General features: G+C 59.0%; 20 protein-coding genes and 3 pseudogenes. 13 read left to right on the plus strand and 10 right to left on the minus strand.

Annotation, left to right across the window (positions count from 1 at the left end; translation table 11 throughout):
• The first annotated feature begins 8 nt into the window (after positions 1 to 8).
• Positions 9 to 443 carry a hypothetical protein gene (locus IVA74_RS31990; protein ID WP_247350937.1) on the plus strand — a complete coding sequence of 145 codons (435 nt, stop codon included), beginning with the start codon at positions 9 to 11 and terminating at the stop codon, positions 441 to 443.
• Between the two features lie 38 nt (positions 444 to 481).
• Here IVA74_RS31990 and ppk2 read toward each other — a convergent pair whose 3' ends face one another.
• Positions 482 to 1,282: a polyphosphate kinase 2 gene (gene ppk2 / locus IVA74_RS31995; RefSeq protein ID WP_247350938.1), complete on the minus strand. Its 801-nt coding sequence runs from the start codon at positions 1,280 to 1,282 to the stop codon at positions 482 to 484.
• Between the two features lie 40 nt (positions 1,283 to 1,322).
• Positions 1,323 to 1,778 (minus strand): hypothetical protein, encoded by a 456-nt coding sequence (locus tag IVA74_RS32000; RefSeq protein WP_247350941.1) that lies wholly within the window; start codon positions 1,776 to 1,778, stop codon positions 1,323 to 1,325.
• Between the two features lie 169 nt (positions 1,779 to 1,947).
• Here IVA74_RS32000 and IVA74_RS32005 point away from each other — a divergent pair.
• The 7 genes and pseudogenes from IVA74_RS32005 (at position 1,948) to IVA74_RS32035 (ending at position 8,132) form a co-directional block, all read left to right on the plus strand.
• Positions 1,948 to 2,364 (plus strand): annotated as a pseudogene (locus IVA74_RS32005) (hypothetical protein).
• Positions 2,357 to 2,499 (plus strand): annotated as a pseudogene (locus IVA74_RS32010) (HlyD family secretion protein); the annotation flags it as partial. The pseudogenes IVA74_RS32005 and IVA74_RS32010, both read left to right, overlap by 8 nt.
• A gap of 449 nt (positions 2,500 to 2,948) precedes the next feature.
• On the plus strand, positions 2,949 to 4,622 hold the full coding sequence (locus IVA74_RS32015) for a DUF3300 domain-containing protein (RefSeq protein WP_247350943.1): 1,674 nt from the start codon (positions 2,949 to 2,951) through the stop codon (positions 4,620 to 4,622).
• Positions 4,619 to 5,533 carry a DUF2950 domain-containing protein gene (locus tag IVA74_RS32020; RefSeq protein WP_247350944.1) on the plus strand — a complete coding sequence of 305 codons (915 nt, stop codon included), beginning with the start codon at positions 4,619 to 4,621 and terminating at the stop codon, positions 5,531 to 5,533. The genes IVA74_RS32015 and IVA74_RS32020 overlap by 4 nt, the downstream gene beginning before the upstream one ends.
• Positions 5,534 to 5,552: 19 nt before the next feature.
• A complete protein-coding gene (locus IVA74_RS32025; RefSeq protein ID WP_346730992.1) occupies positions 5,553 to 5,984 on the plus strand; it encodes a hypothetical protein in 432 nt (143 codons plus the stop codon).
• 44 nt (positions 5,985 to 6,028) lie between these two features.
• Positions 6,029 to 7,639, plus strand: a complete 1,611-nt coding sequence (locus tag IVA74_RS32030) for an MASE4 domain-containing protein (protein WP_247350955.1) — start codon at positions 6,029 to 6,031, stop codon at positions 7,637 to 7,639.
• A gap of 34 nt (positions 7,640 to 7,673) precedes the next feature.
• Positions 7,674 to 8,132, plus strand: a complete 459-nt coding sequence (locus tag IVA74_RS32035; RefSeq protein ID WP_247350957.1) for a KilA-N domain-containing protein — start codon at positions 7,674 to 7,676, stop codon at positions 8,130 to 8,132.
• Positions 8,133 to 9,225: 1,093 nt separating this feature from the next.
• Here the strand turns inward: IVA74_RS32035 and IVA74_RS32040 are convergent.
• The 4 genes from IVA74_RS32040 to IVA74_RS32055 all read right to left on the minus strand — a co-directional run bounded on the left by IVA74_RS32040 (position 9,226) and on the right by IVA74_RS32055 (position 14,869).
• Complete coding sequence (locus tag IVA74_RS32040) at positions 9,226 to 9,717, minus strand: hypothetical protein (RefSeq protein ID WP_247350959.1); 492 nt, start codon at positions 9,715 to 9,717, stop codon at positions 9,226 to 9,228.
• A gap of 537 nt (positions 9,718 to 10,254) precedes the next feature.
• Positions 10,255 to 10,791 (minus strand): hypothetical protein, encoded by a 537-nt coding sequence (locus IVA74_RS32045; protein ID WP_247350960.1) that lies wholly within the window; start codon positions 10,789 to 10,791, stop codon positions 10,255 to 10,257.
• Positions 10,792 to 11,260: 469 nt separating this feature from the next.
• Complete coding sequence (locus tag IVA74_RS32050) at positions 11,261 to 12,766, minus strand: adenylate/guanylate cyclase domain-containing protein (RefSeq protein WP_247350961.1); 1,506 nt, start codon at positions 12,764 to 12,766, stop codon at positions 11,261 to 11,263.
• A gap of 1,704 nt (positions 12,767 to 14,470) precedes the next feature.
• Positions 14,471 to 14,869, minus strand: a complete 399-nt coding sequence (locus tag IVA74_RS32055; RefSeq protein ID WP_247350962.1) for a hypothetical protein — start codon at positions 14,867 to 14,869, stop codon at positions 14,471 to 14,473.
• Between the two features lie 323 nt (positions 14,870 to 15,192).
• Between IVA74_RS32055 and IVA74_RS32060 the strand changes: the two genes are divergently transcribed.
• Positions 15,193 to 15,816: a response regulator transcription factor gene (locus tag IVA74_RS32060; RefSeq protein WP_247350963.1), complete on the plus strand. Its 624-nt coding sequence runs from the start codon at positions 15,193 to 15,195 to the stop codon at positions 15,814 to 15,816.
• 262 nt (positions 15,817 to 16,078) lie between these two features.
• The gene (locus tag IVA74_RS32065) at positions 16,079 to 18,136 is read left to right on the plus strand and encodes a response regulator transcription factor (protein WP_247350964.1); all 2,058 of its coding nucleotides are present in this window, start codon (positions 16,079 to 16,081) and stop codon (positions 18,134 to 18,136) included.
• A gap of 980 nt (positions 18,137 to 19,116) precedes the next feature.
• Here IVA74_RS32065 and IVA74_RS32070 read toward each other — a convergent pair.
• Both IVA74_RS32070 and IVA74_RS32075 read right to left on the minus strand, forming a co-directional pair.
• Entirely contained in the window at positions 19,117 to 19,929 is an 813-nt protein-coding gene (locus IVA74_RS32070) for a hypothetical protein (RefSeq protein ID WP_247350965.1), read from the minus strand.
• A gap of 560 nt (positions 19,930 to 20,489) precedes the next feature.
• Positions 20,490 to 20,669, minus strand: coding sequence for a hypothetical protein (locus tag IVA74_RS32075; protein WP_346730993.1), 180 nt, complete (start codon positions 20,667 to 20,669; stop codon positions 20,490 to 20,492).
• A gap of 288 nt (positions 20,670 to 20,957) precedes the next feature.
• Here IVA74_RS32075 and IVA74_RS32080 point away from each other — a divergent pair, with 288 nt between their 5' ends.
• The gene (locus tag IVA74_RS32080; protein WP_247350968.1) at positions 20,958 to 21,194 is read left to right on the plus strand and encodes a hypothetical protein; all 237 of its coding nucleotides are present in this window, start codon (positions 20,958 to 20,960) and stop codon (positions 21,192 to 21,194) included.
• Between the two features lie 480 nt (positions 21,195 to 21,674).
• Here the strand turns inward: IVA74_RS32080 and IVA74_RS32085 are convergent, their stop codons facing one another.
• Both IVA74_RS32085 and IVA74_RS32090 read right to left on the minus strand, forming a co-directional pair.
• On the minus strand, positions 21,675 to 22,001 hold the full coding sequence (locus tag IVA74_RS32085) for a hypothetical protein (RefSeq protein ID WP_247350970.1): 327 nt from the start codon (positions 21,999 to 22,001) through the stop codon (positions 21,675 to 21,677).
• Between the two features lie 234 nt (positions 22,002 to 22,235).
• Positions 22,236 to 22,541, minus strand: a complete 306-nt coding sequence (locus tag IVA74_RS32090) for a hypothetical protein (RefSeq protein WP_247350972.1) — start codon at positions 22,539 to 22,541, stop codon at positions 22,236 to 22,238.
• 320 nt (positions 22,542 to 22,861) lie between these two features.
• Here IVA74_RS32090 and IVA74_RS32095 point away from each other — a divergent pair, with 320 nt between their 5' ends.
• Both IVA74_RS32095 and IVA74_RS32100 read left to right on the plus strand, forming a co-directional pair.
• On the plus strand, positions 22,862 to 23,062 hold the full coding sequence (locus IVA74_RS32095; protein WP_247350974.1) for a hypothetical protein: 201 nt from the start codon (positions 22,862 to 22,864) through the stop codon (positions 23,060 to 23,062).
• Between the two features lie 34 nt (positions 23,063 to 23,096).
• Positions 23,097 to 23,389, plus strand: a pseudogene (locus tag IVA74_RS32100) (hypothetical protein).
• The last annotated feature ends 623 nt before the right edge of the window (positions 23,390 to 24,012 follow it).

The raw sequence follows: 24,012 nt of genomic DNA on the forward strand, positions 1-24,012 counted from the left end.
AGAAAGTAATGAGAAAGTCTGTTGTTCTTGCCGTACAGTTGGCCTTGACCATTGGCGCTGCCGGTTTCGTTACGCCGTCACACGCTGATACCGGCCAGGTTGCGGTCGTCTTCACCAAAGGCGGGTTCATTGTTGGCGTTGGCGGCGGGGAGGGCGTCCTCTTGCTCCACGGCAAGAAATATCCGTTCACCGTATCCGGCATGAGCGTGGGCCTTACGATCGGTGCCTCCACTACCAAGTTCGTCGGCCGTGCTCTCAATCTGAGGGGGCCGGCCTCGATCGAGGGCTCCTATGCAGCCGGCGGAGCAGGTGGGGCGGTTGCAGCGGGTGCAGGTGCCGTGCAGTTGCAGAACGGCAATGGCGTCATTCTTCAGCTTAGCGGCCCGAAGATTGGCGCCGAAGTGTCGGCGGCCGTCGGCGGTGTCACGATCCGTTTGAAGTAGGACAGGCAATCGGGCCGCGTTGCCGCGCGGCCCGATTTTCAGTATCGCTCTTGGACGAACTTCATCCCACGCAAACCGGCCTGGTCGTTGTAGCGTCCCTTGTCGGAGCGCCGCGGGAGCTTGACCTTATCCTTCTTGATCCGCTTGTGCGGGATCGCCTTCAACAGATGTGCGATGCAGTTCAGCCGCGCCCGGCGCTTGTCGTCGGAGCGGATGATGTACCATGGCGCGTGTTTCGTGCTCGTCTTCTTGAGCATGAGGTCTCGCGCCCTCGAATAATCGTACCAGCGCCCGTAGGATTCCAGATCCATCGGGCTCAGTTTCCATTGCCGCACCGGATCATCGATACGGGCGTGAAAGCGGCGCTCCTGCTCGTCCATGCCGACCTCGAGCCAGATCTTGATCAGGATGATGCCGCCGTCGACGATGTATTTCTCCAGCTCGGGGCAGAGCGTGAGAAACCGATCGTGGTCGGTGGGTGTGCAGAAGCCCATCACATATTCGACGCCGGCGCGATTGTACCAGCTCCGGTCGAAGATCACGATCTCGCCGCCGGCGGGAAACTGCTGCATGTAGCGCTGGAAGAAAATCTGCGTCTTTTCGCGATCCGAGGGCGCCGGCAACGCCACCACTCGAAACACGCGCGGGCTGACCTTTTCGGTGATCGCCTTGATCGTTCCGCCCTTGCCCGCGGCGTCCCGGCCTTCAAAGAGGACGATGACCCGAAGCTTTTTTTCCCGCACGAAGTCCTGGAGTTGGCAAAGCTCGATCTGAAGCTTTTCCAGCTGCTTTTCATAGTCCTTGCGCTTCATCCGCTCCGCGGGCTCGTCCTTGGCCATGTCTGTCCTTGTCGTTGCTTCGGATTCGAAGCCGTCGAGCTCAATCATCTCCCCAGGAGATCGTGACGCCGACATCGCCCGGCATGCCGCCCGGAAAATCAATGATCTGGTAAGCTATGCGATAGCCGCGCGGCTTCAGGTAGTCGGTCCAAAGCTGGAATATCTCTTTGGGGATTCCCGTCAGCGTGTTCTCCCAGCCTTTTTCCATCTGGTTGATGGCGCGACCCTTGTCCGTGCACAGCGTGTTGGAGAAGCGATAGACTAGGACCTCGGTCAGACCGTTTCGCACCGCACGTTGGATGATGGTCGAAGCGAGCTTGATCTTTTCCTCCTCGGTCTTGCCGGAGGGCTTGCTCAGCCGGTCAATGAGCGCGCGCTTCTCGGCCTCGGCAGCCGCTGCGATGCGGACAAATTCCTCGGCCTTCTCGGCCTCCTTGACAGCGGCTTCTTTCCGGATCTGGGCGGCGTTTGGAATGAGATCATCGAGGCCGGACATGGCTGTGGCTCCTGACAGACTGTGCACGATCAGCATTCGCGTAAGGCTAGGTCGGGCAACGGGCGTTCCCTTGATTCAAATCAAGCAAACGCAGGATGCGGTTGCCCACATTCGGCTCAGAGCGATTTCCTGATTGGGAGAGAGTTAGTTGAGCGACCAGATTCATCCGATGGCGCCGTCTCATCTGCCCTTTTATCTCGCACCGAGAAGCGGGATCGATACTCTGATGTTGGTGATGGCGCTGGTCCTGATCGGCATCATGTTTTGAGCCGGCACGCTCTACTGGCGCCTGCACAGCCTGCCGGAACGGATGGCGTACAAGTCGCAGAAGCTACAGTTCGAGATCGTGGCCGTGCTCGGCCTGATCTCGCTGTTCGCGCAAATGCACGTCTTTTGGATTGCGGGCTTGCTTCTGGCCCTGATCGACGTCCCGGATTTTGGAACGCCGCTGCGCAGCATCGCCGATTCCGTGGAGAAGATCGCCGATGCGACGCCTGGAGAGGACGAGCCAAAGGGAATCGGCTCAGCTCCCGCTCCTACGAACAAGCCGGATAAGACCAGGGAAAGTGAGCATAGCCATGCTTGAGCTCATGATCTGCTCCCTTTTGACGATCCTGCCCGACTACCTCTACCGCCGCTACGTTCAGGGTAAGCGCTTCGGCAAGGAAATCACTTCTTCTCGATCTGCTACGAACTGCCATGGGGCAATACCGGCTACCTATGGCCAAGTGGTGACGCGGTGCTGACAGTTCGGCCATTGAGCTGTCCCCTGCCGTTACGCTTATGCTGATTGTGTGCGTATGGCGGTAGTTGGGACGTCTGAGGCTGCCGGATGAAGGCATGAGCTGAGACACCTTCGTTGCTGGCATCGACGAGCTCTGGTCTGCAGGACGAGAGCCTCTTCGCCTTGCTGCTGCTGTTTCTCGTCATCCTGGATCGGCGACCTCCCGGTGCAGTTCGCATCTGGCTTGAGCTCGTCATCAAGGTGCACGGCAAATGTCCTCGGAGTGCCGGCGGCAGGCCGGGGTTTGGTGGAGGCCGAATTGCTCGAAGGACGCGCCAATCTTGCGCTGCAGCGGTGCGTCGGGGCCCGTTTCGTTGATCTCGATCAACAAGCGCCCGTGCCTCGGCTCGATCCTGCCCGACAGAAAGTGCAATGGAGGCTCTGTGATGTTTAGCTCCGGCAAAACCCTGATGGCGCTCGCGCTGGTGGTGGCGGTCCCCGCAGCTGCGACGGCGCAGACGACGACGCCGGCGGCCCCGAGCGCGCAGGCGCAGCCTGCAAATCCGCCGGCACCGACCGCCGAGCTTCTGAAGCCCGAGCAGATCGAAGCGCTGGTCGCGCCGATCGCGCTCTATCCCGACGAACTCCTTGCCAACGTGCTGGCTGCCTCGACCTATCCGCTGGAGGTGGTCCAGGCCGACCGCTGGCTGAAGGAGCACAAGACCTTGAAGGGCGATGCGCTGAAGGGGGAGGTCGACAAGCAGGCCTGGGACGACAGCGTCAAGGCGCTCGCAAGCACCGCGGACGTGCTCACGATGATGAGCGACAAGCTCGAATGGACCAAGAACCTCGGCGATGCCTTTCTCGCCCAGCAGCCCGATGTGATGGACGCGATCCAGCGCCTGCGCACAAAGGCCTATGACAACAAGAAATTGGTAACCACCAAGCAGCAGAAGATCAGCGTCCAGACTCAGGATAACAAGCAGGTCGTCGTCATTCAGCAGGCCGATCCCGAGGCGGTTTACGTGCCGTATTACGATCCGGCGACTGTTTACGGCAGTTGGCCCTATGCCGAGTATCCGCCCTACTATTTTGGGTATCCGTCCTATATCGGCGCCGGCGTGGTGGCTGCAGGTCTCGCGTTCGGCACGGCCTGGGCGATTGGACGCTGGGGCAATTACTGGGGTGGCGGCTGCAATTGGGGCAATCGCAACGTCTACGTCAACCACCGAACCGCCAACATCAACACCGGCTGGCAGCACAATGCGGCGCATCGGGGGGGCGTGCGCTACAACAACACCAATGTTCAGCAGCGTTTTGGCAACAACAACCTGAAGGCCGGGGCTTCGGACCGGCAGGATTTCCGCGGTCGCGACGGAAATCAGGTGCTGCGTCCCAATCAGGGTGCGGGAGACCGAGCCGGCGATCGCGCAGGGGATCGTGGAGATCGTCCCGGAGCGGGCGACCGTGCGGGCACGCGGGACCGGCCCAGTGGCGGCGACCGCGCCGGCGCCGGCGATCGCGCCAAGAGCGGTGATCGCGCCAAGAGTGGTGGCGATCGCGCCAAGGGCGGTGGTGATCGTGCCAAGGCCGGCGGCGACCGCGCAAAGACCGCCAACCGCGCCGGCGGCGGTGCCGGCAACCGGCCCAGCGGCGGCAACCGCGGCGGCGCCATGAACGTCTCCTCCGGCCGGTCGGCAGCCGCGGCATCGGCGCGCGGACGGTCCAGCATGGCGAGCATGCCACGTGGCGGCGGCGGCGCACCGAGCTTCGCCGGGCGCGGGGGCGGCGGAGGTGGCGGATTCCACGGTGGCGGCGGCGGAGGTGGCCGCGGCGGTGGGGGTGGTGGCCGCCGGTCCGACATCGCGCTGAAGCACGACATCGTTCTGCTCGGGAATCTCGCCAGCGGGCTCGGCTACTACCGCTTCTCCTACATCGGCAGCCATAAGGCCTATGTCGGCGTCATGGCGCAGGAGGTCGAGCGTGTGATGCCGGATGCGGTGACCCGCGGCAGCGACGGCTACCTTCGGGTCTATTACGAAAAGCTCGGGCTGAAATTCCGCACCTACCGCGATTGGCTCGAGGGCGGCGCGAGGATTCCTGCGGAGGTGTCGCCATGATCGGCCTGAAGTCGCTTTGTCGCGCCGCATTGCCGGGCATCATCACGGTCGCATTGATGAGCACGGCGGCTCTCGCGCAGCAATCCTATCCGACACCGGAGGAGGCCGCATCGGCACTGGCCGCGGCGGCCAAGAGCGGCCCGCGAGATATTCTGAAAGTGCTCGGCAGATCGGCGGACGATATCGTCTCGTCCGGCGATGAGGTCGCCGACGCCGACATCCGCGCGCGCTTCATCTCGATGTACGACGCCAGGCACGCGATCAAGGCGGAGGGCAACAAGAAGGCCACGCTGCTGCTTGGGACCGACGACTTCCCGTTCCCGATCCCTCTCGTCAACACCAAGACGGGCTGGGAATTCGACGCTGACGAGGGGCGCATCGAGGTGCTTCGCCGCCGCATTGGCCGCAACGAGCTCGACGCGATCCAGACCGCACTCGCCTATGTCGATGCACAGAACGAATATGCCGACAAGGATCGCGGCGAGGGCGCTGGCGTCTACGCGCAGCGCTTCCTGTCCGCGCCCGGCAAGAAAGACGGCCTGTTCTGGCGCGACGACAGCGATCCCAGTCCTCTGGGTGCCCTGGTCGCGGAGGCATCTGCCGAAGGGTACAAGCCGGGCGAGGGGCCGGCGCCCTATCACGGCTACTACTTCCGCATTCTGAAGGGGCAGGGGTCTGATGCCCCCGGCGGCGCGCTCAACTACGTCGTAAAGAGCAAGATGATCGGCGGCTTTGCGCTGATCGCCTGGCCCGCCGAGTACGGCAATTCGGGCGTAATGACCTTCCTGGTGAACCATGCCGGGACCGTCTACGAGAAGGATCTCGGCAGCCGGACCGATTTCGTCGCCCCGCGCACCACGTTGTTCGATCCCGATCAAACCTGGAAGAAGGCGGATGCCGCAAAGCCCTGAATCGAGGGCGCGCCCGCGGGTGTCTCGCCTGACCACGATGCTCCTCTTGGTACTCGGGCTTGCCGCGCCGTGCACGCAGGCCTTTGCACAGGCCGCCGGCCATGTCCGCGCCAGGATCGTCAAGGCCGGCCTCTTGGTCGGCGGTGGCGCCGGCAGCGGCGTGCTGACCTATCGCGGCAAGACCTATCCCTTCAAGATCACCGGCATGAGCTTTGGCATCACCGCAGGCGCCACGATCGGCCGGCTCGATGGCTGGGCGTCTGGCATCCGCGACGTCGGCGATTTCGCTGGCACCTACAGTTCCGTCGGAGGTGGCGCCGCCCTGGTCGGGGGACTGAACGGCGTTCACCTGCGCAACGACAAGGGCGTCCTGATCGTGCTGCAAGGTCCAAAAGCTGGTCTGGAGTTCGCCGCCAATCTGAGCGAGATTACCATATCGCTGAAGGAGTGACGATATAGTCAATCCAGTTGCTCGGTGCGAGGCGGTGCGATCCAATGCTGAAAGCTGAAGCGCTCCGGTATGCATCCGCAACAGAGCGCGATCTTCCCGCCGTAGTCGCATTGATTCCCGCGACGCCGCGACAGCGGGCCATAGCTGTTGGCGTCGTTATCGCTATTGTCACGGTCGCGGCGCTGGTGGCGCCGTTTGCGCACATCCAGATCGGCAGAATAGACAGCTTCGTTCCGGTTCTTCAAACGGTCCTGAGCGCAGCCGATCTTCTCACGGCAATCCTGCTATTCGCCCAATATTCGGTGCAGCCGCATCGCGCGTTGCCGGCCGTTGCGAGCGGCTATCTCTTCAGTGCCTCGTTTGCATTCTTGCAGACGTTGAGCTTCCCGGGCGGCTATGCCCCAAATGGAATCATAGGTGACGGCTACAATACCCCGGCTTGGTTTTTCGTTCTGTGGCACACCACATTCGCCCTCAGCATCCTCGGGTACGTACTGCTGAAGGAGACGAACGAGACCTCCTCCAGGTCGACGCCCCCAGGAATAGCACTCACACTTGCGGGCGTGATCGGGACAGTGGCTGTGCTGTCGTGGCTTGTGACCGCCGGTGTAGAGCATCTGCCCAGCTTCTACACGACAAGCGTCACGACACAGACTCGGCTTGGCAATCAAATCAACGTCGCGCTGTTCTTTCTCGGCGCATTTGTGCTCTTGCTGCTGTTTATCCGCAGGGGGACAGTGCTTGATCTGTGGCTGATGGTGACCTTGTTGGCGTGGCTGCCCAACTTTCTGGTCGCCGCCGTCGCGAGCTCGGCGCGGTTTTCCGTGGGTTGGTATGCGGCTCGCGGCTTCGCGCTGGTCGCAAGCTGCTTGCTGCTCTCGGTCTTGCTGACCGAAATGACCGTGCTTTACGCGCGGCTGGCGAGCGCTCTGACATTGCAGCGGCGAGAGCGAGCCAACCGCCTGGTGAGCATCGACGCCGCCACCGCGGCAATTGCGCATGAAATCAGGTCGCCGTTGGGTTCGATCACGTTGAATGCTAGTACGGTTCTCAAGCTGCTTCTTGTCAAGCCTCCGCCATTGGAGGAGGTCGGCGTCATTCTCAAGGACATCGAAGACGCAAGCCTCAGGGTTGACGCGACAATCGCGAGCGTTCGCGGGCTGTTCAAGGATTCCGCCGATCAACTGGCCACGATCAGCGTCGAGGATGTTACGGGGCACGTCTTGAGGTTGCTGCAGCACGATCTGCAGTTCAACGAAGTGTCGGTCGTGACCGATTTTCGAGTTGAAAGCCCGCTGGTCCGAGCGGATCCTGCGCAATTGCAGCAGGTGATTTTGAACTTGGTGAAAAACGCAATCGAGGCGATGAGCTTCATGCCCCCTGATGGCCGCCTATTGAACGTCGGGACCCGCCTCGAAGGAGGATCATCCGTTGTCCTGTTCGTCCAAGACTCCGGGGCCGGAGTGCATCCAGAGGACCAGGGCCGCATATTTGAGGCGTTCTTCACGACCAAGCCAGCGGGCATGGGACTAGGCCTCGCGATCTGCCGCACGATCGTCGAAAGGTACGAGGGCAGCTTGGTTCTCGCTGAATCGAGCTCTCGGGGTTCGATTTTCGAGATTTCCCTCCCTGTGAGAGCGCCGAGCGCACCGTAGCAGGCATCGTGGGTTGGCACGAACCGCTTGTGGAATGGGGCGCGCAGAAGCTCGCAGCCTCTCCTCAGCTTCACCCGCGCCCCGTGATGGCTACGTTAACGCAACGGCGGTGTGTCAGGCCGCGGGACGAGAGTTCAAACACTATAACGAGAACAAGACGACCAAGGACTTCGTCGCTGCGCTTTCGGCCGAAGTCAGAATTCCGGCTTCGGGTCTGATCCAAATTATGAAAGGTGGCGATATCCGGATCCAGGGCAGCTGGGTTCACCCACAAGTCGCGATCCACCTTGCGCAATGGCTATCGGTAAAGTTCGCGGTACAGGTGTCGCATTGGGTGTATGGGCTACACGCTGCCGGAGCACTGGTGCCGGACATTTCGCATGGAAAGATGTTCTGTAAGTGGTTGTGTGATGTGCACGGCATAGATACCGACGCGCTTCCAACTTATCTGCACGTCTACGAGGACCGGTCGAAGGGTTTGGCCGAATCCTGAGCAGCTGCTTGCTGATTTCCGTCGGCATTTTCGAGAGGAGTGGCTGCCGCACCGAGCGATCGACTATTTCCGCGGACGGGATAGCGAGGCTCTGCAATATCTGCCGAAGCTAATCGTGACGAACAAGCCTAAGAAGCTGAACTGAGATCTTTTGGCCTTACAAGGAGTGGGCGCTGGACTCCGTCAGATCGGCGCCCACGGGACAGCATCAGCACGGACGTCAACAAGCTCTCGAACATGGAGGCGCATCTGCCCCGGATCTGGCGGGGCCGAGCAGGCAGGCGCTAAGCGGGCTGTCCCTATTATCGGTTGCGAGCGACTACCGCGCCGCCATCCTCAATGCTTAGGACGCCAGTCGATTTGCCAACACAGTGCCCATACGGGGATTTCTCGGGGGCCCGGAAGTTCGCCATATGTCTTTGATTTTGCTTGGTGAGCGCGCTGGGCTCGAACCCAGGACCCCGTGATTAAAAGACATGTGCTCAGGTCGTTCGTGCGTCCTTAGATCCGCTCCCTCGGGCATTGCGAACGAAGGTTGGGGGCAGGCCACAGGGCAAGTTCGCGGGCGAAACTACGGTTGCGATGGTGCTGAGGCGACCGTTGCAAACACCGTAGCTATTATTGCGGGGGCGTAAGAAAAAGCGAGTTAGATCAATAAGGTTGACAAGACACCCCTGGATCCAAAAGCACCAAACCTTTAGCGCTTTACCAAGAGCTCAGGTGGCTGCTCCATACGTCGTTTGCCTCGACTGATAAGCTTTGGTCGCAAAGCTTATCAGTCGGCAAAATTCCATAACATTCGTTCGCGAATCTCCGTTCTTGCTCGCGTAGCAGCTCGGATGTTCTTCAAACGAAGCTGAATGCTTGCTCGCGAGATGCCAAATGCGTCAGCGACCGAATCCGTCAAGGCCCGGGACCCGCTTGCGCCGCAGGCGGATTTCCTTGGCAAGGAAGACCGCCCATGCGTGCGCAAAGGGCGACCAACACCTCGCAAGGACCTTTGTTCTGTCAGGCGGTTTTCAGCCTTGACCCGGGCCACGTCCCAGGCGCCGCGGCAGAATGTACTCGACGTCAATGCTGATGCCGTCCCCGCTCAGGGGGGTCGCTGTGTAGACCGCAGAGACGGCCAATTCGAAGAAGCTCCCGATCGTGAGATAGCCGATCGTGAGCGCCGACTCTCCGCTTGGGGGCCGCCGAGCAGCAACTCCGCGATGTGGCAGCAATCGTCCATCGTCGCCGCCAGCGGTGGAAGGGTGATGAGCTCGCCGGTGTGTTGAGAGATTTTGGCTGGATCGGCGAATTTGGGCTCGCGCCCAATAACCGCGCCCGCGTTGATCAAGGGTACGAAGAATTTCGCGACCTGCGCCGGCTGACCGGTAATATTTTGAATGTTGACCTCGGTCGCGTACACGCCCGGCCGGGCGCCTGCGGTACAGCAGCAGTTCGTCTCGGTTTGTCTGCCGCACACGACCTTCACGCTGTGCACGAGGAACTCGGCTTGCGGCGGTACGGTGGCGGCGGCGAGCAATTCGCTGAACGGATGCGGGAGACGGTCACTTGCAGAGCCCGTCGGATTTTTGGCCATTTCGATCTCCACGATGGTTTGCGGAAGGCGACCTACACGCCGAACTTACGCCAGACTCGACGCAATCTTGTGAGAGATGGCTCACACACTTGGAAGAAACCGCGACAGGCCAAAGTTCCTCGCAAGCAGTGCAACGGATCGTCAGGCGACGATCACTCGATTATCCTTTGAAGTGCGACAAGAGAGGCTAAGACGAGCGCCAGGGCTCCGGCGAAAGTGATGCCAAGGAAAACATTGTGCATGGCGCCGCATCTCCTATTCATCGCTCCCCCAGCCACCTTGTTGGCGACGGAGACGAGATCATCAAATGATCCCCTCAGCCGTGTCGTCATTGGTTGCGCGCTTCAGTTCGACGACGGACCCCTCCGACAGATCGTCGGGATCGGTGCGCTCGCAGGCTGGAAAAGACAGCCTCGTGCTGGTGCAGTATCTCGCTCGAGGAACGCTTGCGCCCCTTCGGGTGCCTCATCTGTCGTGTTCGGCATTTCTGTAGGTGCGATCGCGGTCAGCGCCCAACGACGAAGTTGGGTAGTAGCATCATCGCAGTTTCTCGAGCCGGAACTTCGAAGCGTTGGTAGTCAGGGGCTCGAGGCTTGCCATCAGTTTTTCCTGCGCTCGCCCCAACCCTTCCTTCAAGCTGTCCAACAGAGTCAATTCAGCGACTGCAGGCGGAGTCGTGGCTTTGTCGTTCCTCGAGGGTTCGATATTCGTCTTTGACGCTGCATGCTGAACAGCAACCTTTTTCGAACGTTCTCGGTTTGCGAGATTCGGCCTTATCGGTACGTCACCAACCGGCGCCGGAGTTGCTGTTCTGGGAGGAGGGACGACAGCTGCAACAGCTGCTTGTGGCCATCGTTCAGCAAACTCCACGCTCGGCGGCGAGACAATCGTCGGCAAACTCGTGTCGATAATGACCCGCTCGGGTAACCGTTCGGCCGAGGCGATTCTTATGGCTGGCCTGTCGGTGGAGCCACCGGTAGGTTCCGCCTTTTGCTGCGGCAAACACCACCCCAATCCGATCAGCAATAGGACAAGGGCGCTGCCGACAAACCCGAAATATTTCGTCAACGGCATGGGTCGCCTCCCATTTGAGGCGACCTTGAAACCGGAATTCTTAGTAGATCGCTAAAGATAGATTAAAAATGGAAACGTGGTTATCAGCGATGTTGCGATGCACAAGCGACGCCATTCGACCGAAGAGGGAGACGAGCCTTATGCGCGTGGAGAGGATTCGCTCTCTCAGGCACGCAAAGGTCGGCGTCACCTCCGCTCACTTGCAAGCTAATGGCTTCGATGGCGTACAAATGCGAATGTTGCGCTGCTTACGTGTGCGGCTCCTGGAGCGAGCCTAATCACCCGAAGGCCGACTTCCTCCATAACATTGGATACCCGAACGATCCCGCGGCTTGGGAACGCAAACACGCTGATGCCTGGTGGCGTCGTCCGCCCAGGATAAACAGGCACCCACCGCCGCAGCGCGAAATCGGCGCACAAACCGGCAGCCGAGATCCGGTCTGCCGCTGCGCAGGACGCGCGCGGTCGTTCATTTCTGCGCCGGAGGAATTTTGATCCGATGTATTTCCATTTTCTGCCCGATGCCCTTCAAGTTCTGGTAGTCGCGCGACGCCGGGCATCCTTTGACGATGTCACTGACTCCGGGAGCCTCCATCACCATTTCTGTCAGGCATATTTCGTTGACACCGGCTAGACCTTGCACACGGGCGGCGATATTCACGTCCTGTCCGAAGTAGTCGATCCGGTCGTTGAGCCTTACGGCTATGGCCCTGCCTCTGTGCACGCCGATTTTAAGGCCGAGCGGCTGCGAAGCGGTTTTGTTGAATCGCGACAGCTCTTCGATCATCTCGACGGATGCAAGAACGGCATCCTGTGGACGCTCGAAGCCAGCCATGACTGCATCACCGATCGTCTTCACGATCGTGCCAGATCGCTTCCTAATTATCTTATTCAAGATGTCGAAGTGCTGACGGACGAGAAAGTAGGCATTCACATCGCCGATGCTTTCGTACAGCGAAGTCGAATCCTTTAGATCAGTGAACAGGTAGGTGATGTCGGAAACGGCTAGACTATCGCGCTCATCCACCAGTTGGGTCTTATAGAGTTCGCCGAAGCAGGGGGTGAGCAACAATCGCTTACCGGAAAGAAACGGCTCATACTCGACCAGATGGGGCTGGAACTGGGAAGGGTACTGGAGAAACCAGAAGCGGCCTCGATCCTTGGTGCGGTTCTCAATCTGGATAATATGTTTGCCTGGGCTAAGATCGGCCGTCTGTCGAAATGCAAAGCGTCCGTCGCCAAGAATCATATTCCTCGGCCCAGTGGGCCGATCCGCAACTACGAACCGGCCCGATTCGAGCTGGACCAGCGTTTCCTGGCGCTCCGCCGGTTCACCGTTCGCGAAGAAAACCAGAAGAAGCTTATGGCTAAGATCGAGCACCTCGAAACGGCCGGCTGTTACGTCGAATTCCAAGTTCAACCGCTGACCCGCCTCGATATCGGCAAATCCCCGCGAGAGTGCCGCAACGAGTCGCTCGTGTGTCATTCCGTGCGGGGGCTTGAAGTCCTTGGAGAAGTTGTAACGCAGATAGTAGTCCTGGACGGACAGCATGTCCGGATGACGATATATGACGTCGCGAACCGAACTCGAGACGGTAAAGGTGACCTGAATGTAGTCGTCAAGGGCCGCCTCATTGAGGGCGTTGCAGAATTCGCATTGGAAACGTGGATGAACCTGGTCTAGCTCACGAAAAGTGCCTGCGACCTGCGGACAGTAGGCGCAGATGAGCAGCCACTCCATCTCGAATAGGCCAACCTTCGCGGCGTGCACAAACAGCTCGATTCCTTCGGCGTCACTTAGGCCGTTGGCAGTCGCGTATTGGATAGGATTGACGCGAAAGAGATCATAGTCGCCGGAGGCGTGAATAAAACCTGCGAGATCCGGAAGGATCCGCGGCGCCCAGCTCGCTGCCGACCCGAGCTCTATGAGGCGCTGACTCAGGAGGTCTTCGTTGACTGGGGAGGGCCCTTGCATATCAGTATGATACCTCGCTCCATGCCGGCAATACTGGTTGGTCGGCCATTCGATTAGCCACGCGACAATCGACGCGGACGCTCTTTTGCCCAATTGTTTTAGTCGAACCGAGCCGGATAAGAAAAGTCAGCTCTATTGGCCTGTATCAGTCGGCAATGCGACACTTTGATCGAATAGGCAATGTCTGGTCTCCGTCCAACATGTCCATGAGAGCGGTGCAGCGCGGTTCTGGAGTTGAAGTCTAGAGCGGGCCGTCGGCGCTACGCTATGAAATAAGCTCAAGGCCCGGGCAGATGCCCCTCCCGCCCATTTCCGTCAACATTGATCGCCATATGAGCTAGATAGTCATCAGCTTGGCTCGGAGGGTCATGCGTCAACGGGTCAAACAAAGCCGTTTGAAGGACGCGGATGAAAAGCGTGACGCTCTTGGTCTTGGCATCGTGTCTGCTGGCGTTTGGTTGCAGGGCAGCGCCCAGAGGCCGGACCTTAGTCGCTCCGCCGCTTTCGCTTGCTCCGCCCTCTACTGAATAGGAGCCGGCGCCTCCGGCCACCCCTAAGAACGCTTGGCCGACAACGGCGGCGGGCTAAAGTGTCGCCGCCACGAGCGCTCGCCAAAAATTTGAGGCCTTCGGCAAAGACCAATGGCGGGCCGTTATCGCGGACGGACGCTCTCCCGCCGGGAGCGTCCGACAAGGCTTGGTCTACACCAGTGATCGGTGCGCCTTCGTCGGTCCTCAGCCCAGCCGTGGACTACGATGGCTTTAGCGTCGGCACGGTCCGACGATATTGACATGTCGGGTTATGCGGCGCGAACCATGAAGCCCCGCGTAGCAAGAGGTTCCAAGCCCAATTCGAGGGCGGATAGCATCGTGGCGCAGCACCTGGTCGAACAAGAAGATGAGGCATTAAAACGCAAGCTTTACGATCTGCCGCGGCTGCAAGTAGGCTGTCGGCAATGACGGCAGGCGCTGTTGATCCATAGCAAGCGCATTTTGATCATCGCGCAGGCCTATTGTCGGATGAAGACCTTGGCATGTGGAGGTCGCGGAGCAACGTAAAACCGTGCCTCACAGGCGAGGCACTCAAAGTGCTCCGCAATGTCAACCCGCAATCCAGATGACATTCTTCTGGACCAGCAATCCGGGCATTCTCTCTTGTTCAATGCGTCAAGAGCAACTGCGTCAGTCATTTCGAGCTCGTGGAAACTGGCTGCATCAGACCCCGAAAGAGCGACTGATGTGCTTCGCCATGACGATGGCAACATCCGTATAGCGGCCGTTTGACCAGAACTGATCGCAAATCAGCAAAAAGAATAGCGCAATAAGCGAAATCAGAATTCCCTTGCACATAGCGGACTTGTCCCTTGAAGAGACTGCCAACCGAGCAGGTATGAACTGAGAGAGACGATATGCTTCTGAAGTCGCCGCTGCGACGATCTGCAATGGCTATAGGCTGGCAAGAAGCCGTTACTAATCCGTTAACTGACCGATCCGATCGATCTTTGCCGAAGGTTGGCCTCTCGTCCGAAGCTGCTGATCTCGGAGGTCCGCTATTCGATGGCTATCCCTCGAACCTTTGCGTGCTCTTCCTGGGCGTCAACAACTATACATTCGTGAGTCGGCCGACCGTGAACTCTGAACTAAGAGCAAAGTGTGAATGTCTCGGGCGACTTGGTCAAACGAGGATAGAGTCCGCCCGGGGTGCTCAAGGTGTAACGGTCACCCTCTTGAAGACGGTGCCGCCATTGTTGGACCGGCCGCTGAAGCGGACGGTCTGCGGACCTCGCGAGGTGGCACTGAATTTCCAGATGGCAGAGCGCGTATCAGCCTCCGTTACCGTGCCAAGTGTGAGGCTGGCCGCATTTGGGAAATCCATCGCCACCCCATCCTCGCGAGTGGTCGAGACCCCGAGCAGGCTTAGACCGCTAGACGCTGCCGCCGCTGATACCTGAACCCCATATGCCTCGTAACTCGGGTTGGAAATGGTTGTCTTGATTGTGAAGGTCGAGCCGATCGCGGGGGATGTTGTGCTCGGAGTCGCCGTCATCAAAATCGCAGGCGTTGGATCGCCGCGAATGATTTTAGCAGCAATTGCCACCGGCAAGCCAAATGAGGGAGCTCTCCAGTTGATTGCTTTGAGCCGAAGAACGCCAGGAGGCGGATTGTCGATGATAAGATATTCGATGTTGTCGATGTTAGACTGCGAGGCCCCTGACGATCAAGTCCGACTTTCCAATCTGGGTACGCTAGGCGACGGCGGTCGCGGCCATTCTGGCCGCCGCCTACCTCATCCCGGGGCCGCCTGCTGCACTTCGTGCTCCAACGGTTGGATCGCCCGACGTCACGCGCGGACACAGAACCTTTCCAGCGCTCGCGACGTTTGCACAACTGGAGGAAGTGAGGACGTGTAATGAGGGCCAGAACGACATGCGGATACTGATCGTCGACGACCATCCCGTTGTCGTAACGGGCTGCCGGGCCTTGTTCGCTTCGGACCCTTCCGTCGAGATCCTGGAAGCTTTCGATGCAAAGGACGGCCACCGTGCGTACTTGAAGAAGCATCCCGACGTCACCGTGGTTGACGTGACGCTTCCCGACCTTACTGGCTTCGAATTGTCCCGGCGAATCCGCAGGGATGATCCCGCCGCCAAAATAGTCATGTTCAGCGTGAGTGAAGATCCAGCGTTCGTGGTGCGCGCTGTGGAGATGGGCATTCAGGGATATGTCTCAAAGAGCGATGATCCCCGTCTCCTGGCCAAGGCCATCCGGAAGGTTGCCGCCGGGGAGCGCTTCGTCTCACCGCGTCTGGCTGAAGCGACGACCTTCGTGGGTGCGGCGATCAAGGCCAGTCCTTTGACGCAGATGAACCGACGCGAACTCGAGATCCTGAGGCTTTTGGGTCGCGGCGACCGCATCTCAGAAGTCGCGTCCGAACTCGGCATCTCCTACAAAACTGTTGCCAACACGACTTCCATGCTGAAGTCCAAACTCGGCGCTAAAAATCACTCCGACCTCGTCCGGATTGCAGTCGAGATCGATTTGTACCGGTGAAGAGTCGTCGACTGGGATCCAGTTTTTCGGCCGTTTTCGCGCAATAGCGACATCGGAGAGAGTTCTGCTCATCAAATGCCATCGAGCGGTACGACCTCTGGACGGCCAGGGTGAGCCATATGGAGCTATCCGCACGGACTGTTTGAACTCATCGTCAGAAGCATCCGCACGAACTCCATTATCACATTAGGAACGCAATCGGCCGAGCGGAGTTAAATCGCCGCTTCTCATTTTGTGTTGCAAGGCCGAGCGAAGGAAGCCCATGCGTCGCGTTCGACTTGTGATAGCAGATCGACATCCCATTGTTCTGCAGGGTTTTGTATCGCTACTCGAAGCGCAGCCCGATTTCGAAGTGGTTGCGTGCTGTCTTGATGGAGCTAGTTGCCTTGCGGCTATTCGCAGCTTGACCCCCGATGTGGTGTTACTGGAGGACGGGTTCACAGATGTAACCGCCTCCGACATCCTCGCCGTCGTGGACGACGAAGGCCTTTCCTCCCGGCTGGTGTTCTTTACTGCTACTGTCGCCTGCAGCGATCTTGCCAGGGCACTGGCGACCGGTGCTTGCGGCGCGATTTCGATGAACGCCAAACCAGAAGCGCTGGTGCAGTCCCTGAGGCTGGAAAAACCCGGGTCCGACCTGGCTAGGGTCGGTAACGAAGCTAATGGGATCGCCTCGTTCGGCAATAACGTTCTGGCGGTTCTGACCGTCAACGAGCAGACGATCATGGATCTCGTCGCCGAAGGTTTGTCGGACAGTGAAATTGCTCGGATGCTCGGTGTCTCTCCGGAGATCGTCAGGATTCACATCGACCACGCGCGACAGAAGCTCGGAATCAAAAGCCGGACGGAGCTCGCCGCGCTGGCACTGTCGCGCCGTTATGGCGCGATGAGTATCCTGGCAGTTGCGATCTTGGCAGCATTGGACGATTCGCTCGGTCACGCCGCAACCGAAAGTTGCACGGTCATGGCCGAAAACGCGTGCGCGGAGGTGGTCACCATCAAAATCAGTCGCAAGGAAGCAGTATCAGGCGGGACCCCGGCCAGAGGCGCGACCAAGGACCGCGCCGGCGCCGCAACTGGGACGTCATCGCCGACCGGCAAAATCGTCGATCCCTTGGCCGAGATTGCCGCGAGCCTATTTGCGCAGGCAACACTCAACGCGCCGAGGCCGGGTTCGAGCAGCTACAGCATCTTCATGGCTGCAGCTTTCGCCGCCTTGATCTACGAGCTCGATGGTGCCAACCACGCCGTGCACGCGTTCGATTTCGGCGATGAAATCGTCACTTCATCTACCGCAAGCGACGCCAACGGACTGGCATCCGCACTTCCCAGGTTCGCAAATTTCGGCGGCACGGCCGTGTACGATGGGGCGTTCGCATTCGAGTTCGCTCAAGGCGATACAATCGCCACAGGCGGCAGCGAGCTTTATGTCGGCAATGCCCATGCGGAGGGTGGCGGCAGCGACCGAGAAATCACTATTCCCCGAGGTTCCGGGACTGTTGACGTTGTTGCGGCGGCCACGAACGAAGCCTCGCAGCGTGACCCAACGCAAACAGGCCGGGATAACGGGTCCAATCAGGATCGATCGCAATCGGACTTGCGCGCTTACGACAACAGCTCCGAGGCCGCTAAGCGCGAGGCCCCAGGAGACGGTCTAAATCACGGTCAATCGCAGAAGACCCTACATGAATCCGACAACAGCTCCGGAGCCGCCAAAGAGCACGCCAAGCATGAGGCCGCGGGAGACGGTTTAAATCACGGTCAACCGCAGAAGACCCTACACGAGTCCGACAACAGCTCCGGAGCCGCCAAGGGGCACGCCCAGCATGAGACCGCGGGAGAAGATTCGAATCGCGGACAGGCGCACGGCGATTTGCAGGCTTTCGAAGATGGCTCCGGGGCCGGCAAGCAACACGCACAGCATCCACAGGTAGGTGATTTAGATACTGCCAAGCTGCAGCGGGATATACCAACGGCGTCCGTAAATTCTGCCAACGACGCACATTCGGCGTTGAAGATTGCGACTGCAGGAAAGAGCGGGCCTTCTTCCGGCAGCGCAGATCAGGCCAAATCAGCGGTTGGCACCGAACTTGGCGATTCCTTTCACTTCAAAAATGGCGCCGACAATACGTTTTCAGACATGTATGACCTACAGCAACTGAGCCACGGAAATGGAAAAACCTATGGAGATGGTCAGCATGCTGTTGCACGCGAGGGGCCGGAGCCGGTCCAGGATGCTGACGGGATTGATATTTCAGATGCGCACCACGATCACTCAGGGCACGCCAATCTCCATGCGGCTCACGATTTGATTGTGTAGCAATTACTGATCGAATGGGCCGTGCTGCCTTCAGAACAGCAAGATCATCCGTGTCGGCCAAGTCGGCGTTCACCACAGCATTCGAGCATCCCCTCGAGGCGCTCGCGACGCCATCAAGGCGACCCACGATAAGATCAAGGTATCCAGGGTCGTAGAGGAGCTGCTCGATGGCTGGACGGGACCTACAAGCCGAAGGAGTAGCCGTCGCCTCGGGACCTCTCGGCGCTCTCCCGCGACATCACCCGGCTGCTATATTCCTGAACAAGCTCAGACAACGCCCACTGGATGCGGGCATTAAAGGTCAGACCAGATGGTGAGCGACGGCTTGAACGAGGGAGTGGTAGGCGACACCGCGAAGCTGGTGGCACATCGGCTGATAGCGCGGAGCTTCGTCGCGCCCCTTCGTTGGTGGAGAGGGCGAAGGCCGCTCATGCCCGCCAGGCCAAGCAGTTCGCAGCTGGCCCTTCGTACGCGAGTGGGAGGACCGAAGCAGGTTGGACGCGAGGCCCTTCACGACGCCCCCGTCGTTGAGCCGTCCAAATGGACGTCCTTTTTGCTGTCCAATCCCATCCCAAACCTCCGTCCAAGCCGGCGGCTTCTTTCGCACAGCTATACCGATCCCTAAGCAAGGGTTCCGGCTAAGCGGTTACAGCCGTTCACCGCACCCGCCGGCTCAACACCTGAGCGGCTGCCATTCGGCCTGTTCGCCGAGATGCAGAAGAAGCGGAAAGAGGGACTCCAGGTTGGTTTACCGCGAAAGACAGTGAGTCCGAATTATCGGGCAAGATCTGGCGCGGATTAGCAACTCCGAGTTATCGAGCAAGGTCTGGTGATCTCCGCTCTGCACACAATGCCAAACCTTATCACTGCGCTGATTGAACCTCTCGCCGAGGTCCCTATAGCTGCCTTCGAAAGAGCCAAGCCGATTGAAACCGGGAAAGGCGTTGATTGACAATTACGTCTCGCCCGGGTGCCTCGAATCATTCTGTGGCCTTCGAGTGCACTGACCATGGCCATGCCAATGACGGTTGTGGTTTTTTGGCTTGCGGCCGCGCCGGGCTCGGCGTCGGCTTTTGCGTCTGGGCGACATTGGCCGACTGCCGCCGACGCGGCAGTGGTATTTCGGGCATCACCTTTGGCTCTTCAGGCATCACAGTTGGCTCTGAGGCATTGGCGATGATGTGGGCGAGTTGTTCCTGGCTTGCGTTGAGCCGCTCCGTAAGCGTCTGACCGTCGCGCGCCATCTGCATCTGGGTCGCCTTGATCTGGTCGATGGTACTATTGCTGCGTGCCATTTCTTCCCGGCTCGCCTTGATTTGGCTCACGAGATTTTCATTGTCGCGGACCAATTGTTCTTGTCTCACCTCGAGCTGGTCGACCGTTTGCCTCAAGGCAGCGAAATCGTGTGCCATCGGTTGGAGCTGTCGCGCAAACTCGGAAGACAGGGCAACAGCAGTCGGCGCAACGTCTTTCGGCGCGGCGGCGTCCGGCGCGGCCTGTGTCAGGGGTGCCGGGTTTGAGGGGGCCATCTTCGCCGTATCAGCGGAGGATGACCACCGCCAGGCAGCGACACCAATGGATGCTGCCAACAGAGAACCGACGAAAGCCACGTAGCGCCGACCCGCCGAGCGATGAATCGTTGCCGGCGGGGCGCGAGACGTCTTCCTCCTGGTCGGCGGGGCCAAAGGACCGACTTCCTCTTCGTGCGCCAAGTTGACCCGGTTAGAAAACTGCTCCTCCAAGCTTTTCGTGATCTGCTCTTCCGCGAGCTTGTCGTCCAGCGTGGAATCCATTTGGTGCTCCATAAAATGCAATGGCACCCACCTGAGAGCGATCCGCGCATCTGCGCTACGGCGAGCTAACATTCGACGGGATGCAGATGGTTTTTGAGCCTGCGAAGCTTTCCAAGGGATGAGCATGGAACTGCACGTCACGTCTTTTTTTGCCAGCTCACCACAGAACTATACGGGAGCTTTTAACGCAGACGAGGAGGCGAAACTATGTTGACGGCCGGACAACCAGGGAAAGAACCTTGACCCTTCGCAAGTGCTGTCCGCCATTCGGCGCGGGGTGACGTGTGATCGCGGAGCCTGGTCGGGGTTGCGCAGCCGGCTGAGCACCGGCGGCGCGCTGAGTGGCGCAAGGCCGAGGTGGAGGCCGAGCGCTTTCGCGCAGAATGTGAGCAGCTCGATGCCGCGCGGTCGCCACATCTTGCCCAAAATCAAGCGGCGTAATCGGCGACATCAATGATCAGAAGACACGGCGGTTGTACCCGAGCCTGATGATCTTGAACGGCCCCGGAGTGCTTCACGCGCCGGGGCCGTTTTCGTTTTGGTTTGGGTATGGCCTGTGGCTACCGCTGATGACCGAGACCGACACCGAGCGCGAGCGCCTTCTGTCTCAGCGAACCTTCCGACCTCTTCATCAGTTTTGAAAGTTTGGCGACCGGGGTGCGAGCTTTGGAATGCGATTTGATCAGTTTCACCTCTTCATCCGTGTACTCTTTGCGCTTGATCTTGGACTTTTTTGCCACTTGATGCTCTCCGAGCCAATTAATGGGGGTGCGTAGTAGCACGCCGAATTGCTTCATCAAGAGCAGTCCGAGATTTGTTGATGCCTGACGGTGATTATCGTGGTGGTGCTGTCCATCGTGTTGCGGATCAAACGCAGCTCGACGGTGTTGAGATCGACAAGATCATCTGGGGCGTTGCTTCCACATTGCAATGATGGTGAACGCCTGTTCAATAAAGTTTCGCGGCTGTTCCCGGAACGGCGACATTCCCCACTGGTTGGTAATCGTAACCAGCAAGGGAGATGCACAATGAGGAAGCTTTGTTATGTTCTCGCCGCTGTGACGGCACTCAGCGTGGCAGCACCGACGCTCGCCGGTGCTCAGGAGTTCGGTTTCCGGATCGGTGGCGACCACGGATATTATCGCGACAGGGACTACGGATATGACCGTGGCTTTGATCGCGGATGGCACCACGGCTGGTACAATCATAATCGAGACCGCACGGTAGTTATTAGGCGTCAGCATCATTGGGACTACGACGATTAACGAAAATGGCCCCGACATTCGGGGCCATTTTTTTGCTTGCGCTATCAACCGCGAAGGGCCCTTCGCTGCGAGCAGGTTCGCGCTACATCAAAGGAATGTGGACTGCTCCGCCTACGCAATATCGGATCAGTATCGCTGGCTCTGAGTTCTTCGCCTTGGGCCCATCAGCGAAGTGACGGCGCGCCCCGTTGAGGTCCGCTTATTGAGGCACGGCGGACTTGCTCAGGTTGACTTCTTCGCATTTTCACCCAGAGCTGAGTCAGCGGACTCGTCACGATGAGCTAAGCACACGGCCACACAGCATGCTAATCTCAGCCGAGATCGTCCTAAAGTCACAGGGATTCTCAAACCGCCGCACGTCCTTGAAGCGGTGGGGAATAGCATCAGCACCGTAGCCGGTTACAAAGATGAAGGGCTTCCCCAGACGAATCAATTCGTCAGCAATCGGGTAGGCTAAACATTCGCGCAGGTTTATATCGATCAGGGCAAGGTCAAAGGAATCCGTCTGGATTGACATTGCATCCCTAAGTTCGGCGATGGGCCGATCACCTTGCAGCCAACTAACCGAAGCGCCTTCGCCAAGTCATCTGCCAGGAAGGATTGCTGGATATCGGATGCATGCTTCTTTACGCAGCGATCTTGTATTGAGCTGCCCGTGCATTCTTTGTAGTGCTCAAGAAGCTCCCCATCGGCTAGGTGGTCCCAGTACTCCGCCTCGGCGAGCAGCTTCCAGCTTCTGTCAGGATGATATGCGGCGCTCTGTCGGCACAACGAGGCCATCGCGCGCAAGCGGCGTACAGGTTTCATTCCCTTCCTCCCGTCCTTCTTCTATTTTTCCCACCTTAATTTCTGTTTTTGCGTCAGCGTTATCATGATTATGATCCAGAAGTATTTTTAGGTTTTTCCGATCGCCGACCAATCGGTCGATGGCGCGCTTGCTGCGAGAAACTTTCGTTTGGGCTTCGGATCGCGCATTCGTTCACTCGCGGTGCGCTGCCGGTGGGCATTCGTTCCGCACTTGAAACATTGTAAGTCACTGCGCTAATGAACCGACCGGCAGTTTGTGTCTGGTCTATCCGTATCACCAACCCCGGCCCGCCATTCGGCGGCGCTGCTGCCTCGATAAGGCAAAGGGCCAGTCTCAAGCAGGCGTAGCTCGCCAGCATGCGCGACCTCGAACTTGATGACCAACTCAATGATGGGCGAGAGGAGCGCTAGTCGCACGGATTGCTGGATCAGGTGCGGCTCGCCCTGCACCAGCAGGTCACCGCCGGGCGAGGGTGGCGCACGCACCCAGAAATCGTGTGCATCGTCTGTCGTCAGCGTTATCGCACGTCCAAACTTCATCCCGTTGCTCGCGCGGCCCGTCGGTGCCCCAATTTAGGAATTTGTCACCGGTTGTTGTCACCATCTCACCATTGCAGATGAGTCGCGGTTCGCGGCCATGGAATTGCTGAAGTGGTTTGAACGCGGGCAAGACCAAGGATTGGTGGTCTCTTTCAAGAGGGAATGCCCGGAGTATGGACTTCCCGGCTAGTGTGTGGCGCCGAGCAGTACAGCTCAGCTAATTGATCCCAACTTACGGTCGGTATACCGCGCCGCCAAAGCTATGCTGCGGCTATTGCTAACGTCTGTGTTTTTGAACGTTGTTTTGAGCGAGGCGCCTAATGAAAGACATCTCATGGTCTGATCTCGATAACGATGAACGGCGCGCTATCGCAGTATTGGGAGCCGGGCTCTCCATCGAACTGTGCGACCCTCTTGCGCTTCTGACGTTGCGGCGGATCGGGCTGATCGAGGGGTCCCATTTGACGGCTGCTGCAGACGATTTGCGAAGAGATGCCGTTTCGAAGAGTGTCGCGAGCTAAGCCTTGCGATGGGTGGTAGGAGTTGGATCGGGGAATGCCAAACGCAATCGAGCTCATTGTGGACGGCTACGTCAGCTTAAATGACAGGAGGGCTCTTGACGATTTGCGCATGCAGCGCCGGAAGCTCGCCGTGGACTTGAAGGCGCTTACCGGTTTTGATTGCCGGACAGCGATCCAGCAGATCGAGGAAGATATCGAGACGTGATCGAGGCAGGGCTGGCGCGGTTGGATGGCGCAACGACGGGTAGCCGATCTGTTCGCGTTTCTATCTGCCGTCGATCTTCTTTGCCCCCACGCACTAGGATCATGAGCACACGGCCGTTGTAATTCTTTGGCCTCATCCCATGGTGCGCCATCCAGCCATCGCGTTTCCTCGTCGGTCGTCAGAATGACCGGGGCATTAGCTTGGGCGGATCAGCCGGCCACCTCATTTGGCGTTGTCCTTGCGAAGCCTGAGACCAAATGCGGCCCCGGCGCCTGCATCGAACCAACTTTTTGAATGGGACAGACATTAAGCGTGAACTTCGAGCTAAAATTTTCCGTAGTTTCCCTTTGCATCAATGGAGTACGCTGTTGTCCTAGAGCTGGGGGGCGCGGGGATGACGCACTACAGAGCATATCTTTTGGATCAGAAACGCCACGTTATAAGCGTGGCTAAATTGCAGTGTGCCGACGAGCAGGAAGCACGCGACCGTGCTCAGCAGCTAGTTGATGCCAACGACATCGAGCTATGGCAGCTTGATCAGCGCATTGCGGTGTTTGAGGCACCCACAAGCAGAACCTCGCAGGCGGCGGCAGAGGAAAGCGTTCAGCGGGCGCAACCTCCTAGAACGAAACCTAAGTAAAGGCTGCGATCAAAGTAGGCGCACAACTCGGTTGAGCGCGAGGATGGCGGCTCGGCTGGTAGTGATGCTGTCACCGGCGTCCGACCCTACGCAGTATTCTTCCGC

The organism is Bradyrhizobium sp. 132, from assembly GCF_023074185.1.
Taxonomy (GTDB): Bacteria; Pseudomonadota; Alphaproteobacteria; order Rhizobiales; family Xanthobacteraceae; genus Bradyrhizobium.